Source organism: Leifsonia sp. NPDC058292 (assembly GCF_042880955.1).
In the GTDB taxonomy this organism is placed as follows: Bacteria; Actinomycetota; Actinomycetes; order Actinomycetales; family Microbacteriaceae; genus Leifsonia.
In genome coordinates this window covers 1-8,123 of sequence record NZ_JBHVYL010000064.1, presented here as the reverse complement: position 1 = coordinate 8,123, position 8,123 = coordinate 1, and the positions used below count along the sequence as shown (strand labels likewise).

Genomic DNA, 8,123 nt, shown 5'->3' with positions numbered 1-8,123 from the left:
CAACACGCCGTCTGGCGTACACGCCCAACGGCGTGTTGGGACCCCTCGATCGTTCCGAGCGCGAGCGAGTGCGAACGCGCGAGCGAGAACGCGCGAGCGAGAACGCGCGAGCGAAAGCGCGCGAGCGAAAGCGCGCGAGCGCTAGAGCGCCTGCCAGGCAGGCTTGTTCGCGTAGGCGTAGCGGTAGTAGGCGAGGTTCTGGAGGCGGGATGCGGCGGCCTCGTCCACGATCACGGTCGCGTGCGGGTGCAGCTGGATGGCCGAACCGGGGTTGCTCGCGGAGACCGGCCCCTCGACAGCGCCGGCCACCGCCGCGGCCTTGCCTTCGCCGAAGGCGAGCAGCAGAAGGTGGCGAGCGCGGAGGATGGTGCCGAGTCCCTGCGTGATGCAGTGCATCGGCACGTCGGCCTCCGACGGGAAGAAGCGCGCGTTGTCGCGGCGCGTCTGCTCGGTCAGCGTTTTCACGCGTGTCGCCGACGCGAACGACGACCCCGGCTCGTTGAAGCCGATGTGGCCGTCGGTGCCGATGCCGAGGATCTGCACGTCAACGCCACCCGAAGCGGCAATGGCGGCTTCGTAATCGGCTCCGGCGTGCTCGATCCCGTCGAGGGAGCCGTTGGGCACCCGGATGCGCGCGGGGTCGAGCCCGAGCGGTTCGACGACGTCGCGGGTGATGACGGTGCGGTAGCTCTCCGGATGTCCCTCGGGCAGCCCGACGTACTCGTCGAGCGCGAACCCGCGCACCTGCGACACGTCGACGCCCGATGCCGCGACCTGGGCGGCGAGCGCCCGGTAGAGCGCGAGTGGGGTCGAGCCGGTCGCGAGGCCGAGCACCGCATCCGGTTTGCGCCGGATGAGGTCGATCATGCTCGACGCGGCGAGCTCTCCCGCAGCCTGCTGGTCGGATACGACGACGATCTCTGCCACTTAGTTCTCTCCCACGAGTGCAGCACCGATTGCTGCGGCCAATGAACCTTCAGGAACGAGACGCACGCGTTCGGGAAGCGACAGCGTCGCCAGGAAAGGCGAAGCCTGCGCCCACTCATCGAGCACCTCGTGGACATCGCACAGCAGGCGGTCCCCGAGGTGGCTGAGGCCACCGCCGATGACGACGGTCTCGACGTCGACGGTCAGAACGAGGACGCGCACCGCGGAGGCGATGCCCGCGACCAGCCTAGCCTTGATCTCCCGGGCCGATTCGTCTCTTTCTGCCGCCGCGGCGAACAGCGCACGAACAGGGAGTGGATCGTCGGTGCGCCACTGGCGGGCGACCCCCGACCCGCTCGCCACGGTCTCCAGGCAGCCGCGCTGGCCGCACGCGCACCAGGCGCCCGCCGGGTCCACCGGGATGTGCCCGATCTCGCCCGCGATGCCGCGCGCACCCCGCCATAGCCGTCCCTCGACCACGATTCCGGCGGCCAGACCCGTTCCGAGGTTGAGGTAGGCCATCGTGCCGTCGAGGCCCATGAGGTGGTACGCGCCGAGCGCGGCAGCTTTCACGTCGTTCTCGACGCGCACACCGACGCCCAGGCGGTCGGCGAGCTCTCCCCCGAGCGCGAGCCTGTCGAGTCCGAGGTTCACCGCGTGGCTGACGTGGCCGGAGGCGCGGTCGACCATCCCGGGGATCCCGATGCCGATCGAGTCGAACCCGCTCGCAGCGATGCCGGTGAGCTCTCCGATGCGGGAGACCGCCGCGACCGCCGTCTCCACCACGGCCACCGAGCCGAACCCCGTGGCGAGGCGGATGCGGTGGGCGAGTCCGCCGGCGTCGTCGATGGCCACCGCATCCGTCTTCGTGCCGCCGATGTCGATCCCGAGCCTCACGAGACGGAGCCCAGGGCCGTGAGCAGTGCCCGCCCGATCAGGCGGGAGGCTCCGAACGTCGCGATGTCTGCGTAGGCGCGGTCGTCGCTCGGCCAGCCCATGTCGACCACGAGCACACTGTCCCGTTCGGCCCGCAGCCGGTCGATCGCCTCCCGGGCGAACGCGTGGCGATGGTTGTCTTTGCCGATCACCAGCACGGGCGATTTGGCGGCGAGCACGAGGTCGGGATGGTCGCCTTCGGTGAAGACGACGAGCGGGTTCTCGGTGAAACGCTGCGAGAGCTCCGCCTCCGGATCGGCCGCGGCTTCGGCGAACGGCCCCCACGGAGCGACCCCGACGGCGATGTTCGCCACCGTGTCGATGCGAACCACCGAGTACGGCCCGCGGTTCTGCCGCAACCACTCGGCTGCGCGGTCGGAGATGTCGAAGGTGTCGATGGCGATCGCGATGTCGGCCGCCTCGAGAATGCCGTCGGTGGCCTCCGACGGCACCGGGATGTCGTCCCGCTCGGCGTGCAGCTCGGCGGCCAGGGCGAGCACCCGATCGGCCGCCTCGGCGACGCGCATGGCCGGCAGGCGGCCCGAGACCACGGCGTGGGCGATGGCCGCCTCGATGTCTGCCAGCTGCTCGTCGGTGTTCTCGGTGCCGATGCAGAGCAGGTCGCAGCCCGCCGCGAGCGCCAGAACGGCCGCCTCCGGGATGCCCTTCTCGCCGCTCGCCCCCTTCATGTCGAGGGCGTCGCTCACCACGACGCCCTCGAATCCGAGTTCGTCGCGCAGCAGTCCCTGCACGATGGTGGGGCTGAAGGTCGCGGGCCGGTCGGCATCGAGCTGAGGCAGCAGGATGTGCGAGGTCATCACCGTGCGCGCTCCCGCCTCGATCACGGCGCGGAAGGGCCGCAGTTCACGCTCCCGCAGCTGTTCGAGCGTCAGGTCGACGACGGGGAGCACGAGGTGGGAGTCCTGAGCGGTGTCGCCGTGACCTGGAAAATGTTTGGCGCACACGGCGACGCCCGCCGACTGGAGGCCGCGCGTCCACGCCGCGCTCTGAACGGCGACGGCCTCCGGCGAGGTGCCGAAGCTGCGCACGCCGATGACGGGGTTGTCCGGGTTCGAATTGATGTCGACATCCGGAGCGAAGTCGAGGTTGCAGCCCGCTCGCCGCAGCTCCCAGCCGACGCGCCGGGCGACGGCCTCCGTGTACGCCACGTCGCCGAGGCGGCCGAGAACGGCGTTCCCGGGATACGGCGACCCCGCTTCGTAGTAGAGCCGCGTGACATCGCCGCCCTCCTCGTCGATGGCGATGATCGCGTCGGGGTTCGCCGCGTACACGGCGTCGGTGAGCTCGCGCAACTGGCCGGCCGAGGTGATGTTCGGTCCGAAGACGCACACTCCGCCGAGGCCGTCGCGCAGTCGCTCCTCGAGCCATCCGGGCAGTGTCGTGCCCACGAAACCGGGAAGCAGCGTCGCCGCTATCCGACGACGCAACTCGTCGGTCGACGACTGTTCGGTGGCGACGCTCTGTTCGGTGACCGACGGCCCGGTCACCCCTTCACCGCCCCGCTGACGAGGCCGCTCGTCATGCGGCCCTGCACGAACAGGAAGAAGATGATCACGGGTACGGCGACCAGCGTCGATGCGGCCATCACCTGGCCCCAGTCGGTGGCTCGGGATGCGGACTGCTGGATGAACCCGCGCAGCCAGAGCGGCAGCGTCTGACTCGAGTTCTCCTGCAGGATGACCAGGGCCACCGTGAATTCGTTCCAGGCCTGCAGGAAGGCGTACACGCCGGAGGCCACGAGGCCAGGGGCGAGCAGCGGGAACGTGATGCGCATGAACGCCTGGGTGCGGCTGAGGCCGTCGACCATCGCCGCCTCTTCGAGGTCGGCGGGGATGCCGGCCACGAAGCCGCGCAGCATCCAGATGGTGAACGGCACGACCGCGGCGATGTAGATGATGCTCACGCCGACCACGGTGTTGAGCAGTTGCAGGCTGCCCATCAGCTTGTACTGGGCGATGAACAGACCTTCGGCGGGCAGCATCTGGATGAGCAGCACGGCCAGCACGAACCCCTTGCGCCCGCGGAACTTGAAGCGGCTGATCGCGAGCGCCGCAAGAAAGGCGAAGAGCAGGCAGAACACGACGGTGATGACGGCGATGATGACGCTCATCCCGAGGGCGGGGAAGAAAGTGCCCTCGCCGATGACCTGTGCGAAGTTGTCGAACGAGCCGCCGAACGGCAGCCAGGTCGGTGTCGCGCTCTGCAGAACGATGTTGGGCAGCAGCGACGAGTTGACCATCCAGTAGACCGGGAACACCCAGATCAGCGATACGACGACACCGACGATGCCGAGCACCACGCGCGACGGCTTGATCTTGCGCCGGCGGAGCTTCTTCGGAACGGGCTTGTCGGTCACGAGGTCGGTCTGGGCCGGCGTCAGAGTGGTGCTCATGACTCGTCCTCCTTGAGCAGGTTGCGAACGTAGAACCAGCTGATGGCGATGGTCAGCACGAGCACGAACACCGAGACGGCGCTGGCCATCGCGAAGTCGCTCGACCCCACACCGAGCTGATAGATGTATGTGCCGAGCAGGTTCGTCTCGCTGGCGATGGAGCCCTTGTCTTGCAGGAGCTTGATCTGGGTGAAGACCCGCAGATCCCAGATGATCTGGAGCAGCAGCACGATGCCGAGAACGGGACGGATCATCGGCAGGATGATGTAGCGCATCCGCTGAGGGCCCTTCGCGCCGTCCATCTGCGCCGCCTCCAGCACCTCGCCCGAGACCTGGGTGAGCCCGGCGAACACGGAGAAGGCGACGAACGGCACGCTCATCCACACCACGATGACCATCGCGACGAAGAAGAAGGAGAGCGGGTTCTGCAGCCAGTTGTGGTTCTGGAAGTCGAGCCCCCAGGAGGTGAGTGTGGCGTTCACGACGCCGCGACGCCAGTCGAACAGCCAGTTCCACACCGTCATCGCCGCGACGACGGGCATGGCCCAGGCCAGCAGCATCGAGATCTGGATGATGATGCGCACGACCTTGTTGACCGAGTTCATCAGCAGCGCGAGCGCGACGCCGATGACGACGGTGACGGCGGCGGTGACGAGGCAGAAGGCGATCGACCGACCGACGACCACCCACATGTACGGGTCGGAGAAGAGGGTGATGTAGTTGTCGAACCACACGAACGGCGCTGCTTGGCCGAACTGCTGGGCGAGGCCGAAGCTCTGCATCGACGTGATGATCTGCCACACGATGGGGTAGCCCAGCGCGAGGACGAGGATGGCGACGGCGGGGATCAACAGGGCGTACGGGGTGAAGTTGAGCTTCTTCTTGCGCGGAGCCGGCTGCGGGGCGCGGGCCGGTGCGATCGCGGTGTCCTGGGTCGTTGTCACGTCTGTCCTCCTTCCTGAATGAGTCTGAGAGCAGGTACGGGGGCGCGGAAAGGTCTTCCGCGCCCCCCGCCTGCTAGGTGGTGTTGCTGCGAACTGTGTTACTTGCCGTTCTTGACGTTCATCAGAGCGTCGAGTTTGGTGTCGTACTCCTGCGCCAGGGCCTTCAGGTCGGTGGAGCCCGAGATCTTGCTGAAGAACTCCTCCATGACGTTTCCGGCCTCGACCGCTGCCCATCCGGGCGCTGCGGGGGTCAGCTTCGAGTTCGACGCCGACTCGATGAGAGCCTTCGCGAACTGGTCGTCGCCGAGCGAGGAGGTGTATTCGCTGTTCGCCGGGCCGAGGCCGTTCTTGCCGAGCATCTCCTGGTACTCCTTCGAGAAGATGATCTTCAGGAGGGTCTTGGACAGGCCCGGATTCTTCGACTTCGCCGAGATCCCGATGTTGGAGCCACCGGCGAACACGGGCGCCGGCTTGCCGTCGTTGCCCGGGAGCGCGAAGGTGCCGAACGTGTTGTCGTTCCAGGTGCGGACGACCTTGCCGTCAGCGTCGGTGGAGGCGTCGCCGATCGACCAGTGCGCCCATCCCGGAGCCATGATGGTGGCTGCCGAGAGCGAGGTGTCCGACGTCTTCTTGCCGTCGGCGTCGAGGATGGCGTCGCTGTCGTTCAGGTAGATGTACTGGTTCGAGTCCTTGGCGTCGTTCGGCGCCTTGGATGCGTTCTTGTACAGGTCCTGCAGCTGCTGGAGCCCCTTGAGCGAGCCCTCGGAGTCGAGCGTTCCGACCCACTTGCCGTCCTTCTCCTTGGCGATGTCCCCGCCGTTGGCGAAGATCCAGGAGATGCCGTTGCGCCAGTCCTGGCCGCCGAGGTAGAAGCCGGAGAAGTCGGCGATCCCCTTCGGGTTCTTGGCGGTGATGGTCGCGACGTTGGTGTTGAACTGGTCGAGCGTGGTGGGTACCTGCACGCCCGCAGCTGCGTAGACATCCTTGCGGTAGAACGCGTAGCGCGAACCGAAGTAGTAAGGGAGCGTGTAGTTCTTGGCGCCCACCTTGCCCGCGTCGACGAACGACTGCAGCAGGTTGGAGCCGCCGAGGTCCTTGTACATGTCCGAGATGTCGAGGAAGGCGCCGACGTTGGTGAAGGTCGGCGACTGCGTGTTGCCGATCTCGGTGACGTCGGGCGTGTTGTTGGCGTCGGGCAGCGAGGTCGTCAGCTTGGTGACGATGTCTCCCCAGTCCTGCTGCTGGATGTTGAGGGTCGCGCCGGTTTCCTTCTTGAACTCGGTCTTGAGGTAGTTCCGCAACGGATCGGGTGTGTCGGGTCCGACGAGCCACAGCGTGACCGTCTTGCCCTTCCCGTCCGTGCTCGGTGCGCTGGCGCCGCCTCCGGCGGAACATCCTGCGAGCACGAGAGCGGAAGCTGTAGCCACAGCGGCGAGGCCGACGAGCTTTCTCTTCATTGCACTGTCCTTTCTAGGGATCAGGTTCTTCTAGGTGGTCGGTGTGTGCGATTGCCTCACCGTGGTGCTGGGGTCGGTGGTTCTGTGAGGTGCTGTGTTACGAGACCCCGAGTTGTCCTGAGAGGACGAGAACGGCCGCGCCGCGCAGAACGATGTCCTGCCCGAGCGTGGTCATCCGCAGCGTGACGTTGCCGTGGAAGTCGGCCATCGTCCTGCTCCGGAGCGTGTGGATGGTCGCCTCGGCGAGTGCGCCATCGAGTAGTTCGGTCGGGCCGCTGAGCACGATCTCCGACAGGTTGAGCGCTCCGACCACGGGGGTCAGCGCGATTCCGAGCCGCTGCCCTGCTTCGCGCAGGATGGGCGTCGCGTCGAGGCCCGCGGCGGCGGCTTCCCGGATGCGCTGCTGCAGCCGCGGCACGGACAGCCAGTGCTCCAGAACCTGGTCGCGGTTGTACGTCGCCTCGAGCCCGAGGTCGGTGCCCACCATGACCTGGCCGATCTCGCCCGCCGCGAACCGGCTTCCGTAGACGAGCGCTCCGGCGACGAGCAGACCGGCGCCGACACCGTGGCCGACAGTGACCAGCATCATGTCGCCGTCGGCATCCCCGTAGCCGTGCTCGGCGAGCACAGCCACGTTCGCGTCGTTGGCGACCACGACGGGCAGCTGCGTACGCTCGTGCAGACGCTGCTGCAGAGCCTCGTCGACCCAGCCGAGGTTCGGCGCGGTCAGCACCGTGCCGGTCAGGTCGACGACACCGGGTGAGCCGACGCCGATGCCGAGGATGGGCGCGGTCGCGAGCCCGACCAGCCGGTCGACGAGATCCACGACTTTCGCGGTCGCCTCGTCGCCGGTGGCGCCGTCGAGCGGAACGTCGGCGCGCTGCAGGATCTCGCCGTCGAGGTCGAGCACCGCACCGCGGAAAGTGGCGTGCTCGCTCAGGTCGAGACCGACGATCTGGTACGCCGCGCGGTTGATGTCGAGCAGCACGGCCGGCTTTCCCGGACGAGCGGATTCGCGCTGCCCCAGCTCGACGACGAGCCCCTCGGCCAGCAGTTCGGCCACCAAATCGGAGATCGTCACCCTCGTGAGCCCGGTCTCGCGGGCGAGGTCGGCGCGGCTCTGGGTGCCGGAACGGTAGAGCGTCTGCAGCACGAGCGAACGGTTGTGGCCCCGGGCGTGCTCGGGAAGTACTTTCACCTTCGGACGCAGTGCGCGACCGGGGGCGAACCCAGTGCTGCTCTGCACATACGACGAAGTCATGTTTGTTAGTAAAGCTTACGAACAAAAAGACCGCAAGCATTCTTCGCGGTTTCGCCGCACGTTAACGCACTTGTTACATTGCGCTCCCCGCCTCGCCCCGCGCGCCGCTCCGCTCCGCTCCCGCACCGCTCCCGCACACAGAGGGGTCCCGACTCGCCGTAACATGGGTGCGTGTAACGGCGAGT

Annotated in this window: 7 protein-coding genes; all 7 read right to left on the bottom strand. The window is 67.4% G+C overall.

Annotated features, from left to right (window positions below; genetic code table 11):
- Positions 1-141 precede the first annotated feature (141 nt).
- Complete coding sequence (gene nagB / locus ACFVWR_RS18625) at positions 142-927, bottom strand: glucosamine-6-phosphate deaminase (protein WP_387215764.1); 786 nt, start codon at positions 925-927, stop codon at positions 142-144.
- Positions 928-1,824, bottom strand: coding sequence for an ROK family protein (locus tag ACFVWR_RS18620; protein WP_387215761.1), 897 nt, complete (start codon positions 1,822-1,824; stop codon positions 928-930).
- Positions 1,821-3,371, bottom strand: a complete 1,551-nt coding sequence (gene nagZ, locus ACFVWR_RS18615) for a beta-N-acetylhexosaminidase (protein ID WP_387215758.1) — start codon at positions 3,369-3,371, stop codon at positions 1,821-1,823. Before nagZ ends, ACFVWR_RS18620 begins: the two co-directional genes overlap by 4 nt.
- Entirely contained in the window at positions 3,368-4,276 is a 909-nt protein-coding gene (locus tag ACFVWR_RS18610; protein WP_387215755.1) for a carbohydrate ABC transporter permease, read from the bottom strand. The genes nagZ and ACFVWR_RS18610 overlap by 4 nt, the downstream gene beginning before the upstream one ends.
- A complete protein-coding gene (locus ACFVWR_RS18605; RefSeq protein WP_387215752.1) occupies positions 4,273-5,220 on the bottom strand; it encodes a carbohydrate ABC transporter permease in 948 nt (315 codons plus the stop codon). Before ACFVWR_RS18605 ends, ACFVWR_RS18610 begins: the two co-directional genes overlap by 4 nt.
- A 98-nt stretch (positions 5,221-5,318) precedes the next feature.
- Entirely contained in the window at positions 5,319-6,677 is a 1,359-nt protein-coding gene (locus tag ACFVWR_RS18600; protein WP_387215749.1) for an extracellular solute-binding protein, read from the bottom strand.
- A gap of 97 nt (positions 6,678-6,774) precedes the next feature.
- Positions 6,775-7,938 carry an ROK family transcriptional regulator gene (locus ACFVWR_RS18595; RefSeq protein ID WP_387215746.1) on the bottom strand — a complete coding sequence of 388 codons (1,164 nt, stop codon included), beginning with the start codon at positions 7,936-7,938 and terminating at the stop codon, positions 6,775-6,777.
- Between the last annotated feature and the right edge of the window lie 185 nt (positions 7,939-8,123).

What these genes read in the sequence shown, in the direction of transcription:
- ACFVWR_RS18610 (WP_387215755.1), bottom strand. Translation starts at nt 4,276, where the DNA reads ATGAGCACCACTCTGACGCCGGCCCAGACCGACCTCGTGACCGACAAG.
- ACFVWR_RS18600 (WP_387215749.1), bottom strand. Translation starts at nt 6,677, where the DNA reads ATGAAGAGAAAGCTCGTCGGCCTCGCCGCTGTGGCTACAGCTTCCGCT.
- ACFVWR_RS18595 (WP_387215746.1), bottom strand. Translation starts at nt 7,938, where the DNA reads ATGACTTCGTCGTATGTGCAGAGCAGCACTGGGTTCGCCCCCGGTCGC.